The sequence below is a fragment of the Candidatus Methylomicrobium oryzae genome (genome assembly GCF_016745425.1).
GTDB classification, from domain to species: Bacteria; Pseudomonadota; Gammaproteobacteria; order Methylococcales; family Methylomonadaceae; genus Methylomicrobium; species Methylomicrobium oryzae.
Window position 1 is genome coordinate 101,098 of the sequence record NZ_JAERVK010000013.1, and the last position, 18,983, is coordinate 120,080.

Annotated in this window: 15 protein-coding genes and 1 pseudogene; all 16 read right to left on the reverse strand. The window is 42.4% G+C overall.

Translation table 11 applies throughout. The features are described from left to right. Positions 1–2: 2 nt before the first annotated feature. Positions 3–1,007, reverse strand: a complete 1,005-nt coding sequence (gene meaB / locus JJL52_RS15110) for a methylmalonyl Co-A mutase-associated GTPase MeaB (protein WP_202053321.1) — start codon at positions 1,005–1,007, stop codon at positions 3–5. After that, the gene (gene scpA / locus JJL52_RS15115; protein ID WP_202053322.1) at positions 1,004–3,172 is read right to left on the reverse strand and encodes a methylmalonyl-CoA mutase; all 2,169 of its coding nucleotides are present in this window, start codon (positions 3,170–3,172) and stop codon (positions 1,004–1,006) included. The genes meaB and scpA overlap by 4 nt, the downstream gene beginning before the upstream one ends. 277 nt (positions 3,173–3,449) lie before the next feature. Then, complete coding sequence (locus tag JJL52_RS15120; protein ID WP_202053323.1) at positions 3,450–4,469, reverse strand: glycosyltransferase; 1,020 nt, start codon at positions 4,467–4,469, stop codon at positions 3,450–3,452. Positions 4,470–4,543: 74 nt separating this feature from the next. Next, positions 4,544–5,638 carry a GNAT family protein gene (locus JJL52_RS15125; protein ID WP_202053324.1) on the reverse strand — a complete coding sequence of 365 codons (1,095 nt, stop codon included), beginning with the start codon at positions 5,636–5,638 and terminating at the stop codon, positions 4,544–4,546. A 26-nt stretch (positions 5,639–5,664) separates the two neighbouring features. Beyond that, a complete protein-coding gene (locus JJL52_RS15130) occupies positions 5,665–6,948 on the reverse strand; it encodes a putative O-glycosylation ligase, exosortase A system-associated (protein WP_202053325.1) in 1,284 nt (427 codons plus the stop codon). Next, positions 6,948–7,892 (reverse strand): glycosyltransferase, encoded by a 945-nt coding sequence (locus JJL52_RS15135; protein WP_202053326.1) that lies wholly within the window; start codon positions 7,890–7,892, stop codon positions 6,948–6,950. Before JJL52_RS15135 ends, JJL52_RS15130 begins: the two co-directional genes overlap by 1 nt. A gap of 8 nt (positions 7,893–7,900) precedes the next feature. Next, positions 7,901–8,836 carry a glycosyltransferase family 2 protein gene (locus JJL52_RS15140; RefSeq protein WP_202053327.1) on the reverse strand — a complete coding sequence of 312 codons (936 nt, stop codon included), beginning with the start codon at positions 8,834–8,836 and terminating at the stop codon, positions 7,901–7,903. 194 nt (positions 8,837–9,030) lie between these two features. After that, positions 9,031–9,792: a polysaccharide deacetylase family protein gene (locus JJL52_RS15145; RefSeq protein WP_202053328.1), complete on the reverse strand. Its 762-nt coding sequence runs from the start codon at positions 9,790–9,792 to the stop codon at positions 9,031–9,033. Between the two features lie 86 nt (positions 9,793–9,878). Next, positions 9,879–10,348: pseudogene (locus tag JJL52_RS15150) on the reverse strand (IS1595 family transposase); the annotation flags it as partial. 5 nt (positions 10,349–10,353) lie between these two features. Further along, entirely contained in the window at positions 10,354–11,745 is a 1,392-nt protein-coding gene (locus tag JJL52_RS15155; protein ID WP_202053330.1) for a hypothetical protein, read from the reverse strand. A gap of 547 nt (positions 11,746–12,292) precedes the next feature. Further along, positions 12,293–13,582, reverse strand: coding sequence for a hypothetical protein (locus JJL52_RS15160; protein WP_202053331.1), 1,290 nt, complete (start codon positions 13,580–13,582; stop codon positions 12,293–12,295). 11 nt (positions 13,583–13,593) lie between these two features. Further along, entirely contained in the window at positions 13,594–15,132 is a 1,539-nt protein-coding gene (locus tag JJL52_RS15165; RefSeq protein WP_202053332.1) for an MBOAT family O-acyltransferase, read from the reverse strand. A gap of 15 nt (positions 15,133–15,147) precedes the next feature. Beyond that, entirely contained in the window at positions 15,148–16,611 is a 1,464-nt protein-coding gene (locus JJL52_RS15170; protein ID WP_202053333.1) for a lipopolysaccharide biosynthesis protein, read from the reverse strand. Positions 16,612–16,680: 69 nt separating this feature from the next. Next, complete coding sequence (locus tag JJL52_RS15175) at positions 16,681–17,040, reverse strand: tetratricopeptide repeat protein (protein ID WP_202053334.1); 360 nt, start codon at positions 17,038–17,040, stop codon at positions 16,681–16,683. A 320-nt stretch (positions 17,041–17,360) separates the two neighbouring features. Continuing rightward, the gene (locus JJL52_RS15180) at positions 17,361–18,245 is read right to left on the reverse strand and encodes a hypothetical protein (RefSeq protein ID WP_202053335.1); all 885 of its coding nucleotides are present in this window, start codon (positions 18,243–18,245) and stop codon (positions 17,361–17,363) included. A 106-nt stretch (positions 18,246–18,351) separates the two neighbouring features. Next, positions 18,352–18,942 carry a class I SAM-dependent methyltransferase gene (locus JJL52_RS15185; protein ID WP_202053336.1) on the reverse strand — a complete coding sequence of 197 codons (591 nt, stop codon included), beginning with the start codon at positions 18,940–18,942 and terminating at the stop codon, positions 18,352–18,354. Between the last annotated feature and the right edge of the window lie 41 nt (positions 18,943–18,983).

Sequence of the window (18,983 nt, forward strand, 5' to 3'; positions counted from 1 at the left end):
ATTTATCTTCGGATCTTCTTAGTCGTAGATTCAGCGCCACTCAAAAGTTGATCAAAAATATGCCGCACGGCGGCACTTGCGGGAATCCTACCACCGATTACATCACTTTCGGCATCAGCTAATTGATGGGATGAACCGAGATGATGAACAAGCCAGTCTTTCGCTCCTTCAACTAGCTCTTGTTCAAACCAAGCTCTTGCTTGTGCTTGTCGTTTTAATTGCAATTGTCCTGACGATTGTTTGATACGATGACATTCATCCACACTTTCAAAAATTTGAGCGATTCCTTTGTCTTCGAGTGCACTTGCCGTCAAGACAGGAGGTTTCCAATTATTCTCATGCCGAGTAAGATGTAGGGCTCGTTGTTGTTCTAGTCGTGCATGTTCCGCCATTTGCTTTTGCTGTCCATCGGCTTTTGTGATGACAAGGATATCGGCAAGTTCAAGAATGCCTTTTTTGATTCCCTGCAGTTCGTCACCCGCGTTCGGCAACTGTAACATCATGAAAACATCTACCATCGATGCAGCGGCTACCTCGGACTGGCCCACTCCCACAGTCTCAACAATGATGAAATCAAATCCGGCGGCTTCGCATGCAAGCATAGTTTCCCGGGTTCGTCTGCCCACACCCCCAAGATTTCCATTAGTAGGCGAAGGTCTGATAAACGCATTCTCTTCGCGCGCCAATGATTCCATGCGGGTCTTGTCTCCGAGGATGCTTCCGCCGGTTACTGGCGAGGAAGGGTCAATGGTGAGTACGGCAAGACGCTTATTGTATTGAAGCAGATATTTGCCCAAAGCTTCAATGAGCGTGCTTTTGCCGACTCCAGGTACACCGGAAATGCCTAATCTTATACTATTACCAGTATGGGGTATGATCCGCGTTAAAATCTCTTCTGCAATAAGCCGGTCGGCGTGTTTAGTGCTTTCAATTAGGGTAATAGCTTTTGCCAGCGCGCGTCTCTGGCCCGCTAGAATTTTTTCCGCCAGATCAAATGCAACGTTCATTTTGCGATTTCGCTTTTTTGCTTGCTTTTTATCGCTTGAAGAACCTGGGCTGCGCATTCTGGAATGGGCGTACCCGGCCCGAAGACTGACACAACTCCCGCTTTTTTAAGTTCAGCGTAATCACGAGTTGGAATGATCCCTCCAACTACCACTGCGATTTCATGAGCATCATGTATTTGAAGCACTTTAATTAGCTGAGGAACCAAGGTCTTATGTCCTGCAACTTGGGTTGATACGCCAATGACATGGACATCGTTTTCTATGGCTTGTTTGGCGGCCTCTTCAGGGGTTTGGAACAGGGGGCCGATGTCCACATCGAACCCCAAATCAGCAAATCCGGTTGCAATGACTTTAGCTCCGCGGTCGTGCCCATCTTGCCCAAGTTTGACGACTAATATACGGGGTCTTCGACCTTCTTCTATAGTAAATTCCGCTATCTGCTGCTTGACGTCATCAATTACACCAGAATCTTTATAGTTATTGATGTAAACATTGCTCACTGCTTGAGTAGTAGCTGTATGTCTGCCATAAATTTCAGCAATAGCATCGGATATTTCCCCTACTGTGGCGCGCTTCCGCATGCACTCAATCGCGTACGCCAAAAGATTTGCTGAATCACTGGCTGCTGCATCCTTTAACGCATTCAGCGCCTGCTCAGTCGCCTTAGAGTCACGAGTGGCCTTTACCGCTTTGATCCTCTTGATTTGCGCTTCGCGCACAGCCGTATTATCGATATCTAAGACGTCTATTTCGGAGGCTTCTTGAACTCGATATTTATTTACGCCCACAATGATGTTTGCTCCACTATCAATGCCGGCTTGTTTTTGCGCTGCGGATTCTTCTATTCTAAGTTTGGGCAGCCCGGATTGTATCGCTTCGACCATGCCGCCGGCAGCGTCTATTTCCTGCAGAATTTCTTTGGCGCGGTTGATCAAGTCGAATGTCAATTTTTCCATGAAATAACTGCCGCCGAATGGATCGACTGTATGCGTTATATCGGTTTCTTCTTGAATAATCAGTTGCGTATTGCGAGCAATGCGGCTGGACGTCTTAGTGGGTAAGCTAACGGCCTCATCGAATGAATTCGTATGAAGAGACTGTGTTCCGCCTAGTACCGCCGCCATAGCTTCAATTGTAGTGCGTACCATGTTGTTATAAGGGTCTTGCTCTGTCAAAGTCCAGCCGGATGTTTGACAGTGAGTTCTCAACATTGAAGATTTAGGATTTTTGGGTGCAAACTGCTGCATGAGCTCCCACCAAAGGGTTCTTGCAGCCCGCAGTTTGGCGATTTCCATATAAAAATTCATACCCACTGCGAAAAAAAACGACAAACGGGGGGCAAAACTATCTACATCTTGTCCGCGTGCAATAGCGGCTTTAACGTATTCGATCCCATCTGCGAGCGTATAGGCGAGTTCGAGAGCGGCATCGGCTCCCGCTTCTTGAATATGGTACCCGCTTATGCTGATGCTATTGTAGTTGGGCATAAATTGGGACGTGTATTCAATGATATCGCCAACAATCCGCATACTCGGTTTGGGAGGATAAATGTAGGTATTACGGACCAGGTACTCTTTCAGGATATCGTTCTGTATTGTGCCTGTCAGTTTATCCTGGCTAACGCCTTGCTCTTCGGCGGCCACGATATAGCCCGCTAAGATAGGAAGAACAGCGCCATTCATCGTCATCGATACAGACATTTGATCGAGCGGAATCTGATCGAACAGGATTTTCATATCATCCACTGTATCGATTGCCACTCCGGCTTTTCCTACATCCCCTACTACGCGTAGGTTATCAGAGTCATACCCACGGTGAGTGGCAAGATCAAAAGCAACGCTCAAGCCCTTTTGTCCGGCAGCAAGCGCATTACGGTAAAACTTATTGGATTCCTCGGCTGTGGAAAAACCGGCATACTGTCTGATGGTCCAGGGACGGAATGTGTACATTGTGGCTCGTGGTCCACGGGTAAAGGGTGGTTGACCCGGCATCGTGTCCAGAAAAGGAATTCCCTGGAGGTCAGCGGCTGTATAGAGGGGTTTAAGGGACAATCCTTCTGGTGTTTGTCTGGTGAGTTGTTCCAGAGGCGAGCCTTTGATATCCGCGGATGCATCCTTGACCCATAGATCGTAGCCTAATCTGCCGGATTTGAATGATTGTTTCATAAGTATTTCTCAGGTAATAGCGAGATAAGCGCAAGGCGAACCGCTGGCCGTTGATGGGTAATAAAAAACCTTTCAAAGCAATCCGTATAGTAAGCCAATTATTCGTAATGCATTGTTAATTATTATATTTCTACTAACGTTAATGAATTATTAGTCTCTATATAGTTCTAGGTTATATCAGTGTCTGGATCAGGGTTAGCTCGGGAAGACTAGATTTACAGGATTATTTGGCAGTATAAAAGAAGCAACTCTATCCGAACCATATTAGCAGCTATTCCTATTTTGCTTGTTTGTATAAGGCTTTCCAATCACCGTTAAAATAAAGGTCAAGATTCATTTTAAAGGGAGGGACTCTTTTATATTCCCAATAGCCGTAAAGTTGTCCCAAATTATTAAAAAAACTCCGTACCATAACAATTAACGGGACATAAATATTAGCGGAGGGTGTGGTTTTTTCTGATTTTATTTTTTTTAGAACCGGCTTGACTAATGTTATATACATAAAGACAAGTACAGCTAAGGTTAGCAGCCAAATCCACGGAAAGAAGATACCCAATAGCAACGTTATTATCCAGATTGAATGATTACGCAAATGATAAAGCACTGTCTTTAAATCGGTTTGAGCGATGCGCCCTGTGCCTTTGCCGTATAAATAATATTGTTTCGCGAGTTTTCTTATATTTGGTCTTGGACGCCAGGAAATAATCGCATTGGGCGCGACCGCTACTCTGCAGCCTAATGATTTAGCCTTTTTTGCAAAAAGAGTATCTTCCGCCGTATATAGCCATTCCGGATAACCGCCGACTTCTTCCCAAACGCTTTTTCTAAAAGCGGAGTTACGCCCGTGAAATACTCTGTCCTGCTCATTCGCGGCATTGCCTGACGTGGACAATTGGCCCGCAAATAGCTCAAAATTATTCTTTGAATCTACTAAGCGAACGCCAGAAACCGCTCCATAGGCAGTATTGTCCAGCAAGGGTTGGGTAAGTGCTTCAAGCCAATAATTTACCGGTTTGCAGCCGCCATCAGTTACCGCAATAATTGAAGAATTGGCCCGCGAGATTGCGATATTCCTGCCTTCGGCGATGTTTACACCGGGTTCAATATAAAATTTAATAAAGGGGTTTTTTTCGCAGTACTTGTTAAGAACGTCAATTGTTCCATCGGTAGACCCGCCATCAACAATAACGATTTCGTCCGGTTTTCGGGTTTGTGACAGAATTGATTCCAAAAGCTCCTCTAATCCATCCCGTTCATTTAAGACGGTAGTGATAACCGCTACAGTTTCGGAACTCATCTTTACAATCTCCAAGAAATATCAATAGATTATAGAAATAGACAGGAAGGAGTATTGTTCTTTTAAAACAATTATCAGAAGGGCAAATCAAAATAATCTCCGTCCAGCCCACTGCGGTACCAGTTTCTTAAAACAGCTGGATCAAGCGGCGTTTCGCTGAATATCTGGTATCGGTTTCCCTTAGACGGTACATGCTCATAATTTAATTGTCTGAATAATGCTGTTATTGGAGGAGATGCGACTTCGAGATTGAACCAGCTAATGTCAGCGCTCCGCCATTGATTTATTAAATAATACAGTAATCCTAGGGCTGCGACTTCATCTGACGGCTGATAAAAAATATCTCTAAGGACGGCCATCTTTATATCGCCGGTAAATTGGGTGATATGCCAAATTCCATAGGCCCTCAATGTACCTGATGAGTCTCTTAGCGCGGATAGATGCAAAGGGCAGGTAGGGTAGTCGAAAAGTCGCCAATTCAGATAACGACTACTATGGTCAAAACAAGAAACTTGATTGAGCTTTACTTGTTCCCAGAGTAAATCGAACTCTTTTTCGCAACGCTTTATTTCGGACAGATAAAATTTCTCCTTGGGTTTATAGGTAAAGGTTCGAAGAAACAGATTGATGTCGAAAATTTTCCCGATAATATGGCCCAGCTGCGGGCCGAAGCGCTTTTTAAGCGAGCCTTTATAACTGATCCTTGTTCTGAAAAAATCATTATCGGGGCCGCCGATCTCGTTAAAGCCAAGCTTTCTGTAAGCCTTTTGGGTTATAAAGCCGGCCGTGGTGCTGCCGGATAGATTCGCGAATTTTTTATTTTCCTCGATCATTACGCTAGCCAATCCTTTGCCACGGTAAGCTTGATCGACGACAGTATTGGAGGCAAATGCGATGAGTGTTTCATTGCCATTAATCCACCAAGGTTGAGCGAATATGGCGCGAAAAGCGATTAGGGTTTTATTGTGCCTGATGCCCACGCCAATACCAGGAAACGCTTTCTGCCAGGGATTATGGAGGATTCGGTTTTCGAACCAAGTTCGAACTCGTTCGGGCGAGCCTTCCAATTCTTCAAAATTCCGGGCGGCGAGCTCAATGCATTCAAGCACATCCCCCGCGCCAAGCTGGAATATTTGCAGGCTATCAGGTAATTCGATATCGCGATTCATGGTTGACTCTGTCAAATAATTGCGCACTAACTAGGGGTGATAGCATATTCATTATCCGTCGAGCGGACAGATTTCAATTTGAGTTTTTGCTGCGCAATTTTTTCAGAAAGCTCCTGTAATGCAAATTTTTTGATTAATACGGAAATAAAGACCAAATGGTAGATCAGATCCCAATAGGCGAGACCTAAAAACGCGGTGCCAACCATATAACAAATAATGGAAGCGCGGATCATGAAACAGTAATTACCGACCCACTCCATGCCATCAATATTACGAGTTTTTTGGGGCAAAAACGTCAAACTGACAATGCTGCCCACTATCATAGAGAGCCATAGACCGAAAGCAACAAATCCATGCTCTGCAAACATCTCGACATAGGAGCTGTGCCAATCGCGGAGGCTAACTACCTGCCATCCCTCGAAACCGGCGCCGGTAAACGGATGTTCGAGCGTATGGTTCCAGCCATCAATCCAGGTTGTGATTCTTCCCATGGCTGATGCGTCTTGTTCGTAAGTTTCTATAGTATTCATTCGGCCAAACCATTCTTCAGGGAGATAGTCTTTAGCGAGAAATGCTCCAATTAAAACCAGGGGTATGACCAAAACTTTACGCTTACTGTGCCAGGTGAGCATAAGAGTAAGCATTGCCATGGTCAATAATGCGCCGCGCGACCAGGATGATAGCGAGGCGGCATAAATGATGGGCAAGGAAAAAAGGATTCCTTTTTTTATCCAAATATGTGGAGATTGTTTTTGCCATACCAATAACAAGGGGATAATCATCAGCATGGCCACGGCAAATTGGTTATTGTCTTCAAATTGAGTCAGCGGCGGCCCGTAAACCCGATGCCCGAAGCCCGTTGCCAGTGCGAATATTCCCCCCTTTACGGCTACAATGCCAATTGAAACACCTATTGTGATAATGAGGTAATACAGTTTTTCACGTGTATTGATCAGCACCAGTGTGAAATAAAGAGGAATAAAAATTTTGCTAACAAACCAAAAACGCTGCCAAGCTATATCTTTCATGTAGGCTTGAGTGGTTGTAAACAGGAAATACAGCCACAACAATGCAAAAAAAATGACCCGCCAATCTTTTGGTATCGGTTGCTTGTCTTTGGCAAAAACAGTGCGAAAAATAATAGCTAAAAATAATATATAGTAAACCGGGAATGTGCGAACAAACCCCCATGCATAGGCATGAGGATTCATATAGCTGAATACTGCGAGGGACAACACGCCCCACCAAGGTTTTTTAAGCGCGGCAATGATGCAGGCAGTTAGAAAAATGAGTACGACAATGTCACGCATCAGGATTGATGAGGTATTTTGTTTTTCAGACGGTAACCAGCTATTAGGCCAAGAGCGTATGAAGCATTCATGGTTTGACGAAGCTTGCCCGGATTGCATGTCAGATACATCCACACAGTTTTAAGGCTGTGTTTGAGCAACTGTTTGATCATGAAAGGCGGTATGCCGAAAAGGGTGCGAGGATAGTTCGGCAGTTCATTGTAGGCTTTACGCATACCGGACCGATAATGAAGCTTGAGAAAATAGCTTCGATGCAGGCGCCATGGCTCGACATCATGCAGAACACACATGCCGGGGTTGTAGTAAATACGAGAGCCTTGTTTGAGCAAGGTGGCGAACATTGCCGCATCCGAGCCGCCGCCGATGACTTTGCCTTTGCGGTCATAACGCTTATCGAACCTCAACTCCGAGTTTTCACGGAACATTCTCATGTCGTAGGCAATGTTAGCCGTCCATATTGGCGTGCTGGTGTCCTTGATCCAAAAAGGCTCGTTGCCGTAATCCACTTCCGCCAAAAAACCCAGCAACTCGTCCTTTAACCAGTGCGGGCGGGCATGGGTCGAAAAATCCAACGCAACTTTGCCGCCTACGCATTCGGCACCTTGTTGCAGAATGGAATGCGCTGCCGATTCGATCAGTCCGGGCAAAGGTATTTCATCGTCATCGATGAAGATCATAACGCCTGAATCCAGGCACTCCGCAATGGCGCGGTTCCGGGCGGCAACGATGCCCTGCTCGGTTTCGGTGACATAACGCAAGACTGGACCGGACAGCTTGGCGAGCCGCTCCAATTCCGTGAGGGTGTGGTCGGTGCTGTTGTTGTTGACGGCCAGAATGTCAAAAGGAGTGGAAGTGGTCTGCCGGCGTATGGCCTCGACCAGTTTTTCAAGCCGCTCCGCGCGGTTGTAAGTGCAGAAGGCCAACGTTATTTTTTTTGTGCTCATGGTATCGTTCAATTGCGGCATAGCCTGATCAGTTTTTGATAGAGTGCTGCAGGAAGTAAAGACGGTAAAAGATATTTAAGATCCGCCAATTTGAAAAATGGCAAAAATAATAATCTTCTAAACAGACTTTGCGCTGTCGCCAAGTCGCCTTGCCAGTAAGCAACATAGGCTCTATGCAATAATTCGCCGTGTGTCAATTGTTTGACCTTGTCCCTGCCTAACGCTTTTACGATAGGGGGATGATTTTTCAAGAACTCGAGTTGAATTTTCCAATGATTCAAAGCGATACGTAGACGATTTTTCGTAATCTGTTCGCCTGCATGGTGATGATAATAAGCCAACACTTCCGGAACCAGGACGATTTTGTTGAAGGAAGCGATTCTGAGCCACAAATCGTAATCCATGCAAGATGACCATTGTTCGGCAAATCCGCCAACAGCATCGATGGCTGATTTACGGGTCAGCGCGCCGTGAATCGGCCAGGGGCAAGTGCGTAAGAGGGTCTCGATCTTGTCTGGCTTTTCATGATCTGCGGGTACAAATGGCTTACAACGATTAGCGGCCAAACCGGTATTTTGCCAGCCGCAATAAGCGATGGCCGCGTTCGTATCGGTCATCAAAGCTTGATGAAGTTTGGATAGACAGTCGGGATGCCAACTGTCGTCCGAATCGAGAAAGGCGATAAATTCTCCGGCTGCTTCCTTAATGCCGCGATTTCTGGCCGGCCCCGCACCCTTGTTGGGCTGATCGATAACACGTAACCCGGAATAGCTCTCGGCAAGTTTTTTTAATATCGACAAGGACTCATCGGTCGAGCCGTCGTTGACGACTATCAACTCAAAATCTCTAAAGGTTTGCCGGTAGACGCTGCCAATGCTTGTTTTTATGGTCTTTCCGGCATTGTAGCAGGGCATGACGATCGAAATTTGAGGGGACTGCAACATGTTTATGGCTTAGGGTTTTAAGAGTTGCCTTAATTATCGTTGAGAATATCCGTATTGTCTGGATTTATGTGCATTGCACAAAACTATAGTAAATTCTGGAGACTTAAGGCTCGGGCTTTTAAGATTAAGGAAGCTCTGATTAAGTCCGGGAACCTCCCTCTCCCAGAGGGAGAGGGAACTTATTCAGCGTTTCCTCAATGCAAGAATTTCGCTTTAAGGCGCTGGCTATAGTAATTGGCCATCTTTTTCCAGCTTACGTCGTTGTCGGCGAACGCCAGCTTGCGAGCCAGTATAGCCGCGGTATCATCGGCAAAAATAGTAACGCGACGGATCAACAGCGGATTGGGTTCCTTGTCGAACCAGCCCGAGCGGGTGCTGCAAGCCCAATCATAACCCGTTGCGGTAATTGCTGTAAGCGATTCCTCGTTATATCTTCCGAAAGGATATGCAAATCCTTTGACAGGCTTTTGCAGTAGGGCTTCAAGTAATTGTTTGGATTCGGAAAGTTCGCGCGCTTGCTGTTCAAATGTCGCTTGTGAAAGATCGGGATGCGAGCAAGTGTGCGAACCGATCTCCATGCCGGCAGCCGACATTTCGCTGAGTTGGCTGGCTGTCAGCATTTTCGTTTGCTCCGAAGGCGGGCCCATCCATTCCGCATGTTTGCCAATGCCGTCTGTCGTGATGAACCAGGTTGCTTTCATGTTGTTTTCAAGCAACGGCAAAAATGCGTTTTCGAAGTTGTCGGCATAACCGTCATCGAATGTTAACGCTACAGTTTTGTCCGGCAAATCGTCTGGCGTGCACAATTCGCTGAGGCAGACGGTATGCCAGCCGTTTTTTCGCAGATAAATCAAATGTTTTTTAAACTGCGAGGCCTGTATCGAATATTTGGAAACAGGATAATTATTGGTGGTCCCATGGTACATGAGAACAATGGGACTTTGTTTCGATTTCATAAGGCTTATTGATCTCTGCGTCTTAACGGATTTAATGCATTTTTACCAGTACAGGTTGGCTACCGTTTCTTGGATTACCAATTAATTTAGGGGGGGCATAACTTAAACAGAAATCTGTTTCTGATCATTTTAAGGAAGATCAAATACAAATTCTGGCTGCGATGGTTATAGCGAAACTCGCATTCTTTCAGGTGCAGGTAGAACGTGTTTTTACGGATGCCTCTGAACTTGGCCAGCCGAGTTTTCGCCACACCCCAGAAGCCTTCGATATCGTTGATGGGGTTGTGTCCTGTAGCAAACTCGTCTTTGCCATGCTCAATGCGATGGTGTTTATCGTAACCGACATCGACCACACCGTCGTAGCCCTTGAAACCATTGGAATAGATGATGTTCTCAGAACTCACCTTGCCTCGGATAATTGCTTGCAGTGTGGCTTTGGCGCAATAATCCGGCACGATCTAAGTGTAGACTCGACCGTGGCGCTTGATCAAACCGAATACCACGGTTTTGTCATAAGCGCCTCGCCCCCCGTACCTATTACACGGCGGACACCAAATCTAGTCATGATCCTTCGGCAATTGTATCTCTATTCCGCTGAAATTCTATGGCCGTAATCCACCATATTAACCACCCAGCAATAATGGGCCAAACTAATAGCCTCACCATAAACCAAGAATGTTCTATGGTATGATTTATAAATAATGCGTACCAAAGGAAAATTCCCGCCGCAGATAATAACAAGATAAAAATTCTCCACTTAAAGTTGCGTGAAAAATTTCTGGTCAGCAAATAACAAGCTGTGAATAATTGGGCTAAACAAAAACTGAAAATTATATATCCTGCTTGATTTGAACCCCATGCAATGTTTCCAAAATTCCACCGAAGATGGTTGATAACATCAATAATATTGTAGTTAACCGTGGCATTATAAGAAGATGAGTTCCCGGTTCTTAATGCCACTCCATTTTTAATTTGAAGAAAAATATCTTCATCGAAAATATAGGTGGTTAGAGCTATTTTAAAAATATAACAGGCTAAAGCAGAGAATATAAAAGTAAAAAGAACCCAAAAGGTTCTTCTAATGCTATTGGAGTAATCTTCTGTCCCCCAAAAAATACTCATAATTCCTAAGATAACGGCACACCCTAAAGGTAAAGGCCCGCTTAGAAATTCAAAATACATGGCAAGGCATCCAAAAGCTGATGATAATACGCATAAATTAAAAATATCGTAATTTATTAATTTGTGTTGAAAAACAAATAATATAAATATAAGAATTAATATTGCAAATGGACCGTGAGTGAAAGATTGGCCAAAGTATTCAAGTCCATAGAAAGAAAAAAAACCTATTGCAATAATTATCTGAGAGCCTGCTTGTAAAGTATTTTCTGAATGGGTTTTTGCAGCATTATTGAACTTTCCAAAAATTAATTTTCTTAGCCCATCAAAAAACATTATAAAGATTAACCCATACTCAATAAATTTTAAAATAAAACGACTAGTTCTTAGGTCTGTAAAGCTTAAAAATATTGCTGCAACTGTTCTGTGCCCGTGAAGATAGCGATGGTATCGTTCGTATTCGAAATTTTGACTCCCTGTAACTAATTGATGGAGAGCTTTACAAATTGAGAGATTTCGATTTTTATTAGGATTCTTAGGAATCATAAGTGGAGATAAGGCATCTTTTATCGAATCTTTTGATCTCAATATTGCCATTTGGATTATTAAACAGTCATTATATTGATCTGAGCCATGTAATTTATCGCCCTCTAATCTATCTTTATCACCTAAGTCACGTTCTTCGAAAGCAAGTTGAATCGATTTGTTAATATTAATTTCAGATAAAGTGGCGGCATAAATATTCGCGCACAAAAAAAAGACAGATAAACATAAAGAAGTAATCAAGGAAATTAAAATATATTTAATAAAAGATAATCTATATGAATTACTCATTATAGAAATCCTCTGTACACGGCAAAAATAAAATCCAGGTTCCTTCTCATATTTTGATATCTACGATTTCCGGCAATTGCCCATCTAGTTGTTATGTTTCTTATGTCGCTTTCATCCTAATTGACGGGTTTAGCCAGACCTCGCCGAAGGTGGCCAGTTTCGGGTTTTGCCCCAGCCTTCGTCGGTGGGTTAATGGAAAATAGCCTGCTTGCCCGTCTACTACTAAACAACGCATCATAATCCCGTAAAGTGGGTGATGTGCTCCTCATTAGGGTTACTAAAGATAACTTAGAAGTTAAGTTAAAATTATTATTGCTTGCCTTAATTTTTCCGCATACCTGGCGGGAGGCATATGCCCGCAATTGCTGTACGGACTCACTTCACTGAAGACTCTGACCACCACTTAATAGAGATACTTGGCCTGCCAACCTTTCAAACCAGTGCTCATTTAAGACTGACGGCTAATTATGGAAGTGTGCTAAGACTCAGTTTACCGCTGGTTGAGCCATTCATACCATAAAGCCTGTGGTGTATACCAGAGGAATATTTATTTGGATGACGAAGCTTGTAGAAAATAGTTAATTGACTCTAGTTGTTTATTTTGACTCATGAGTTGTTCTCTGGCAGAAGAAGTATTGATTATTATTCTTTTGATTTCTTTAATAATTTCAATGTTTTGCTTAATGTAAGCTTCGCGCTGAGCTCGGTTCTGTTCGAGTATGCTATCAATATTTTGCAGGGTGAGTTGAACGCCGAAATCCGGATATTTATTCCTCTCCTTTTCATCTTTCCCTAGTAATTTATTTAAAATAATATTCCCCGTTTCTTTTTTATAATGGCTTGATTCCCAATACCATCGCATTTGTGTGAGATTGTCGCTTAGTTCGGGAAAGGGCTCAGTCGTGATTTGGTTGAAACCAGAAAAATCCCACAACGAGTAAGAGGGTGCATTTAATTTGATGAGCTGTGTCAGATTGATTTTCCAATCTTCATAGATTTTCCAAAGACCTATTGTATCGATCAAAATTAATTTTCTCGCATGTTCAGGGGAAATAAATAGGCGAAGATCGATGTTGTTGAATTTGCAAAATAACAGAATTTGTTTGAAATATTCATAAGTGGAGGAAATGGGATTTTTATTTTCGATCGAGAAAAATACGAATCCGTCAGCTGCTTTTAAAGTATAGCTTTCATTGTTTATAGTTGCTCGACGATGGCCGCCTTTTTTTTGTATGGTTTTCCAATGTTGGCTGTCGTCTCTAAAACCGTTAGATAAATATTGTGAAACCGAAATCTCTCTTTGATGTGTTAGAGTCGATAAGGAGGCTGACAAGCCATCATAGCTCAATAACGAGTTTATAATATCTTTGTACCAGCCACGGTTATTAGAGATAAGGCGGAGTTCGTCGAAGTCAGGTTCGTTCGATTTGTTGACGTTGAACATGAAAAAGTCGAGTCCGATGACCACCTGTTTTAACGGTTTTACTGCATGGGCATGCTGTATATAACGCAATATTTCATAGATATTGGCGCTGCTTAAGGCAAGATTGTAGGCGCCGACGTCAGTCTGCATTAACGCCGGATGGTCAGGATCTAAACCCAGGTCCACCCTGGACGAGCCGATAACCAAAACTTCCGGTTGGCGTATGCGTACCTGATGGGCCTTAATCATTCGGACATGTTTGGCATACTCCGGTTTCAGCCGATTGAAACCCTCTATTTTCGGACTGCCGAATAACTCAAAGGGATCGACCGAAATGTTGATTATCGCAGTTAAAACCAGCAGAAAAATTATTAAAAACAATAACTTTTTTATGTAACTGTGAAATGAGTCCATGATCCGGCCGATTAGAACTGGAAGTACAAGAATTCGCTGATGTTGCCAAGATGCAGAATCGATATAACGGCGATAAAGCCGATTAGTACGCTCCAAATGGTGTTGGGTTGCCAGATCAGTTTGTCCTCCAGAGCGTCACACCCCTTAGCCTTATAATCGATTGCTGGCTCGAAATGTCTCATTAATTGTTGAGTAGTGGGCCAGGCCATCAAAATCCACAGCCAAAAGCACAAGATACCGAGCTTGAGGTAATGTTCCGTTGCGAAGTAACCGCTGTCGAAGCGAAATCCAATTGTTGTCATGAATTGTTCCAGGGGCCCGATATGTCCGTGCAGGTTACTCGGCAAATTGATCATGGCTTTCAAGATAGCCAAGGCTCCATCTATTGTGGTTGCTCTGAAGAAAACCCAGCCGATTACGACAGCTAATAAGGTAAAAGTGCGGGCAATGCCCCTCGACCACCAACGGTCTATCGATACAGGAACGAGTCGTTGCCAAAGATGATTGATAACCAAGTACAGGCCGTGCAATCCTCCCCAAATAATAAAGTTCCATCCGGCACCGTGCCATAACCCTCCGAAAAGCATCGTAACGAATAAATTGAGATAGCGTCTGAATTCGCCTTTTCTGTTGCCGCCTAACGCGATGTAAAGGTAATCCCGCAAAAAACGGGACAAAGTCATGTGCCAGCGGCGCCAAAATTCAATGATATTGCAAGCTTGATAAGGCGCATTGAAATTAAGAGGGAAACGGATGCCAAATAATCTAGCGAGGCCAATCGCCATGTCGGAATAGCCGGAAAAATCGAAATAAAGCTGCAAGGTATAAGCGATGGCGCCTTCCCAGGCTTGAAAGCAATTTAACGTTCCGCCATTGTCGGCGATTAGAAATGCAGGGGAAGCATATGTGGCAAAAGTGTCTGCAATGGCAACCTTTTTGAACAGCCCGATGATAAAAACCGTTATTCCCACACTCAGATTAGACAATTGTGGCCGATAGGTTTCGGGTCTGGCAAATTGCGGCAGCATTTCGCGGTGATGCACTATGGGGCCCGCTATCAGGTGTGGAAAAAAAACAACGAAAAGCACATAATGCAGAAAATTATACTCCCGCGTTTCTCCTCGATAAGCATCGACCAGATAGGCGATTTGGGTAAAAGTATAAAATGAAATAGCTAACGGTAGAATAATTTTATCGATATGCCAGTATAGGGATGTAAGAGTATGAAGAGAATCAATTAGAAAATTGGTATATTTAAAATAACCGAGAAAAAATAAGTTGGTGCCGACGCCTATCCATAACGCTAATTTCTTTCTGCCTGAGTTCTGGTCGGACTGTCTAGACAATGCGACTCCGAAAGCGTAATTGAACAATATTGAGAAGAGTAAAAGACCGAGATAGGCAGGATTCCACCATGCATAAAAAAATAGCGAGACGCCGATAAGCCAGCTTAGTGCGACTCGGTAGTGACCGAGATTGCCGAGATAAAAGAAAACAATTAGAGAGATAGGTAAAAAGAAAAAAATAAATTCATAGGAATTGAATAGCATGAAAAATTCTAAAAATTAAAATTGTAATAATAATTTTTTCTTCCATCGATCACGTTCAGTTTTTAATGATGCGATAGGACAAAATAAAAAAAGCAAGCCATAAGTCATGCCGCCAATAGCAGTAAAACTGATCATGTAATCCAAGGGTTTTAATTCGATGTTGTAATGGTTTAGGCCGTATTCAATTAAACCTAAAGCACTTGCCAATAAAGTGCTTAAAAATAAAGCAGGAGCTATGGCTTTTGAAAATTCCAGAAGCGTCACTTTAAGTCTCTTACAAGCACAATAAGCGAGACCTATATATAAAAAAATACTTCCTGGCAGCATACCCCAAGCTATCATTGCTATATCGTTTTGTTGAATGCCGTACCAACAGCCCAATCCAACTAAAAAAAAAGTCACTGATTGAATCTTAATTTCAGTACCTAATATATTCTGTGCAGCTATTACTGCTCCTGATCCATTACCGAAACATCTTAACATTTGGCTAATGCAAAGAATTTGCAAAGGCATTACGGCCGGCCGCCAATTTTCTCCATATAATATGGTTACAAAAGGATCTGCTAACCATAACAAACCAATATAAAAGGGATATGTATATACACATACGAGGGTTATGGTTCGAAGATAAATATATTTGCTTTGGTTGAAGTTATCTTGTGTGGAAGAAAGTGCACGAAACACGGTTTGATAGGTAGAGCCCGCAATTAAAAGAACAGGATATTCGGATAAGCTATAGCCTTTGTTGAATAAACCGACAGTTTGGGATCCCATAAATTTACCCAGTAAAAAATTAGGGATTTGTAAGCGTAGATATTCGACAATGTCGTTGATTGAGAATTTAAAGCCATAGGTGCCTAAGCTTTTGGCGATTTCACTATCAAAAGCAAATGCTGGATAACATTGACTAAGAATAATCAGGGAAATCGACATAAATAAGGAGCCGATTAATCCTCCAAATATAAGGCTCCATACCCCATAGTCGTAGAAAGCTAGCAATACGCTGCATGTGCTAGAGACTATTAGACTGACTAAAGAGAGGACAGAAATCGATTTGAAACGCATCTCACGCTTTAGTTTTGAGCTGGAAATGTTTAAGAATGGTCGAATAAGAAAATTTAAAGCGGAAACGCGAAGTAAGTCTGAATAAATGGGTTTGTCAAACCATACTGCAATCCAAGGAGCGGCTAAGAAAAAAGCAGCATAGATTGATACACAGATACCCAGTTGAATGGTAAAAACCACATGAAAATGTTTCTGGGTAATTTTCTTGGCTTGTATCAGGGCCTGGCCCATACCTCCACCGGCAATAAAACCCGCAACGCCGGTAAATACTTGGGTAGTAATTAATAACCCAAAATCAGAGGGTAAAAGTAGCCTGGCGAGTAAAATGCTAAATAAAAGTTCTAATACTCTTTGAGTTATATTGCCAGCAAACAGCCAAAGCGTATTTTTTCTAATTGATAAATCTTTTTGCATTAAATGTGCTGTTTAATTTGTTGTTCCGGGCAAGATAATATTTAAATCTTTCTATAATTAATATCTGTATTATTTTTTTTCTAATGCATGTAAAAGCTTATTTAACTTTTTGGATGAGGGGGAATGCTTAAGTCCTATTTTTATAATTTTTTTAGCTTCGCTAATATTGTTTTGCTTTCTGTAGATCTCGCTTAGTGCAGCATAAGCAGGAGATGGTTTTGGATTTAACCTTATACTTTCTTGATAATAATTTATCGCTTTAAGTGAATTTCCCATTAGCTCATACATTTGGCCAATATAATATGATGCTTGTGGCTGAAGAACAAACTGAGAGCTGGCATGTTGTTGAACATAGCCCATTTCTGAAATGGCACTTTCAAGGAGATTGGTTCTTTCTTTTTTATCCATTAGCATTCTTGCTTTATCCATTTTCCAAAGTCCGAAACAATAATGATGGACATGTATAAAATCGGGTCCTAACTTCCTAGACCATACTTTTTTTAAATTTTTGTCATCGGTTAATCTTGCGCGGCAAAAAGGGGGGAGCATTGCTAAATCAAGCTCAGAAGTTATTACATTACTTAAAATCCTGCTATGCGATATCGGAGAGTGTAATATTATGCTTATAAATATAATAAATTTTAGGATATTCATGTCAAGCTATTGGTATGTCAGCTACGTGCATAAGGAAAGTTTTAAAAGTGATAATCTGGCATATTTTTAATTATAGGTGAATTTTACTTTGACTGTTATCTGTAGTTAATCTTTACATCTTTATTATTTAATAAGTCAGATATATTGAGTGAGTTTGTGATTTTATTGAGATCAAAATTGATGTCAAGCTCTTCTGACTTGCTTGCCCCTTTTTTATAATCTTTTACGCTGATTATTGAAAAATGTTCTTTACTTATCCAGCGCTCCGGAATTACTTTTATTTGACCGCCATAATAACGACGCCAGTATTCAATGCCGCAGCCATGATCATCATAAAATTTATTACGCCTTTCAATTTCTGCAGGGCTTTTATCGGCATTTGGGTGGCTTTGAAATCCGCGCCACCAGCCGCATCCTTTTAAAAATTGGTCCTCGCTGGCTCTCCGGGTAGTGCAGGCTAGAACTTCCCAGAAACGATGATACTTTTTGTTGAAGAAATTGCGCATCCCTCCATAGGTTTTAACGGCAGCCATTTCTCCGTCCTGTAATTGTTCAAAAATATGAGCGGCATGTTTCATTTTTTTTCGTGGCAATAACAAGTCGGAATGCCAAGTCGCGAGTTTATCAGCCCATAGAAAAGCGAATTCAAGAGGAATATGCTGGTAAAATACCGGCAGTTGTAAGTCTCTATTGAAATCAATTGCAATCGCCCCCTCTACAAGAGGGGGGCAGCCGACGCCAAGATTAGGATCCCAACCTACGACGGGGGTCCAGCCAACCTCGAGAACCAGTTTTTGTTGTAATAGGCACCATTTATCATTCATGTTCCAGCATAACCACGGCTTTTTAATGCCATCCATTTGCATTTTCCATTTTAATGCTGTTTCGACGATAAAATCATAAGGTATATCCCAATAACGCCAATGCCCCGTTCCTACTTTGCCAGAACCTTTTTGAATATCCCACGCATTTTGTTTCACTGATTCACCTTACTGGTTTATATAATTGGCTGCTTTGAGCATGTGCAATAATATCGCACAATACGAGTTAGCTTTTGATCTCTTAAGCTGGTTATTGGTTAGTTTTTCAAATAGCTAATATGAATTTATGTTCAGAGCCAAGATATAACTTACCTGTTTTCGTAATAATCTCGTTCCTGTATTTGGATAGCATTGCAACGATTTTATCGAATGTAAAGAGGTGCTGATGTTCTAATTCTTCATGGGGGTGAAGGGCATCGTTAGGGACGCTGCACATTATTATTCCTCCGGGTTTTACTACCCTAACCATTTGCTTAATCGTTTTTTCTGGGTTATCAAGGTGTTCAAAAACTTCAGTTGCAACAGCTATATCGAAGGCATTGTCTGGCAGGGGAATATTTGGCAATTTGCTGACAATAGTTTTAAAGCCTTCTTTTTCCAGTTGTTCACAAGCCCAATCTGAGAAGTCCAAGCAGGTTAGGTCAGCATTTTTTTGTTCTCTAATAATTTTGGAAAGGCGGCCTACCCCGCAGCCGACATCTAGAACTTTTACGCCTGTAGGAATTTGTTCCAAAATAAGCTTAAATAATTCTACATAGTCTCGTTGGACAGAATCATTAGCCCATTCATTATTCCAGTAGTCCCGGGTATTGATATTTGTGCGGCCAAATTTTATCAGTTTGTATAATTTATGCAATCTGGTTCGGATTCTGTCTTCCAACAAGTTATTAAAGTAAT